At 38.1% G+C, this 2,451-nt stretch carries 2 protein-coding genes; one reads left to right on the top strand and one right to left on the bottom strand.

Annotated elements, in window-relative coordinates; genetic code table 11:
- Window positions 1-54 precede the first annotated feature (54 nt).
- The gene (locus tag H1P_RS32690; protein WP_144875566.1) at window positions 55-786 is read right to left on the bottom strand and encodes a glycosyltransferase family 39 protein; all 732 of its coding nucleotides are present in this window, start codon (window positions 784-786) and stop codon (window positions 55-57) included.
- Window positions 787-1,074: 288 nt separating this feature from the next.
- Here H1P_RS32690 and H1P_RS32695 point away from each other — a divergent pair.
- Window positions 1,075-2,451 (top strand): ABC1 kinase family protein (locus H1P_RS32695; RefSeq protein WP_144875568.1); only part of this gene is annotated, 1,377 nt, incomplete at its 3' end.

Raw genomic sequence — 2,451 nt, forward strand, 5'->3', positions numbered from 1 at the left:
AATACTGGTTCTAAATAAGAAAGATAATATAAAATAACAAGAAAAATATTAGTTTCAATACCTGTTTCTGCTAGCCTTGTTGTTCCTTGAGGAGATAGCCAAAACTGCAAGAAGAAAATAAAAAAAAACCAAAAATGTTATTATTGAAACAATAGTAATAAAAGGGGATTTTATTAATCTACGGTAACAAATCGCCAATAGACCTAAGAGAAAAAAAGGCACAAATACCCTAGCAGCAGAGTAAGTATGCAAACTGATACCAAAACATAAACTACTAAAAATTAAATAGTATGGTTTACGCCAACTTCTGCAAAAAAAAAGTAATCCCAAACAAAAAACTAAAGGAAATAAATTAGCTCGAAAAGCCAAACGACTAAAATAAATACTCCAAGGGCTAATAGCCACTAGTAAAGCAGCAAATAGCGCAATCTTTTGTTTTTTAAATAACTCTTGAGCTAAACAATAAACTATGGGAACAGTTAAAACTCCTGCTAAAGCAGAAGGAAAGCGAACGCTAAATTCATTCAATCCCCACAGCTTGATAAACGGAATAATTAGAAAAACATATAAAGACTCACGGGAATCATTAAAAGCTTGTAATAAGATAGGTAACAAATTACCATAGCGATCGCGTTGCGTTAATAAGATAGAATAAGCATCATAACCATTGGAAGCTTCATCAGTCGAAAAAGTGTTCGGTGCTTCCTCCAGCCAACAAATCCGTAACACCGCAGCCAATACAATAATTGCGATTAACCAAAAATTGCTATTTAATTTAAGTTTCATTTTTGTTCGTTGTTGGTCGTTGGTCGTTGGTCGTTAGTTAATAATTATTAGGAACTAATTAATTTCTCTTTCTTCATCCCTGTCTTGGTCAGCGTTCCTTTGCCCCCAAATGCGATGGGGATAAACACCCAATGCGACGGGTATAAACGCCTGAAGGCGATATTATCCCGCTGACCACCATCCCTCATCCTTCTTACTTTTTCCCTTGGTAAACTAAAAGATAGATGATGTTTAACCCTTTGGTTGTTACAATTATTTACAAAAGAATCCAACCTCCTGCTAAATTCTATGGCTCAATCAACTTTGTCTACAATTTCACCCCCCAAAGAAATAGATGTTACTGCTTCTGCTATCCCTGATGACGTAGACATCGATTTTGAAGAGCCAGATGCAGACTGGCGTTATAGTCCAGAACGCATTGATAGCCAGTATCGCGGAAGACCTTTTCAAGTTTTAGGTAGATTAATTACGATTGCTTTACCTTTTGCTTTCTTCGCACTAGGATCTTGGTGGGATAAAACCACAGGCGATAATCCAGTTAAAGAACGCAAGCGAGCAATTAGAGTTAGAGATATCGTTACGAAATTAGGCCCAGCTTATATCAAAATCGGTCAAGCACTGTCTACTAGACCAGACTTAGTATCTCCTATCTATTTAGAAGAACTATCAGTCTTACAAGACCAAATTCCTTCCTTTTCTAACGAAATAGCGTTTCGCTTTATTGAAGAGGAGTTAGGTAAAAGACCAGAAGAAATTTATGCAGAAATCTCTCCTGACCCGATTGCTGCTGCATCTTTAGGACAGGTTTATCGCGCCAAATTAAAAACAGGAGAAGATGTTGCTGTAAAAGTGCAGCGTCCTGACTTGATTCGTCGTATTACTCTAGATATTTATATCCTGCGTGTGATTGCTGCTTGGATACAAAATAATATCAAGCAAGTAAGGTCTGATTTAGTAGCTATTGCAGACGAATTAGCCGAGCGTATCTTTGAAGAAATCAACTACAGACAAGAAGGGCGCAACGCAGACAAATTTAAAAAGCTTTACGGCTACATAGAAGAGATTTATGTTCCTAAAATTTATTGGGAATATACAGCAAGAAGAGTCCTGACAATGGAATGGGTTACAGGGACAAAACTAACTGATATCGAAAAAGTGCAAGCACAGGGTATTGATGCTACTCACTTGGTAGAGGTAGGAGTGGAATGTTCTCTACGCCAGTTATTAGAGCATGGCTTCTTCCATGCTGACCCCCACCCTGGTAATCTATTAGCAATGCCTGATGGAAGGTTAGCTTATCTTGATTTCGGCATGATGAGCCGTATCAAACCTTATCAACGTTATGGCTTAATTGAAGCAGTGGTGCATTTAGTAAACCGTGATTTTGATTCTTTAGCCCAAGATTACATTAAGTTAGACTTCCTAACACCCGATACCAACCTTGAGCCGATTATTCCAGCATTAGCCAATGTGTTTGGTAATGCGTTGGGTGCTAGTGTGGCTGAACTTAACTTTAAAAGCATCACCGACGAAATGTCAGCCATGATGTACGAGTTTCCTTTCCGCGTTCCTGCTTATTACGCGCTGATTATTCGTTCGATGGTTACTCTAGAAGGGATTGCTATTGGTATCGAGCCAGACTTTAAAGTACTCAGCAAAGCTTAT

Source organism: Hyella patelloides LEGE 07179, assembly GCF_900659865.1.
Lineage (GTDB): Bacteria > Cyanobacteriota > Cyanobacteriia > Cyanobacteriales > Xenococcaceae > Hyella > Hyella patelloides.

Bases quoted from the DNA above. Each gene is read 5' to 3' on its own strand.
- H1P_RS32690 (WP_144875566.1), bottom strand. From the start codon at position 786: ATGAAACTTAAATTAAATAGCAATTTTTGGTTAATCGCAATTATTGTA.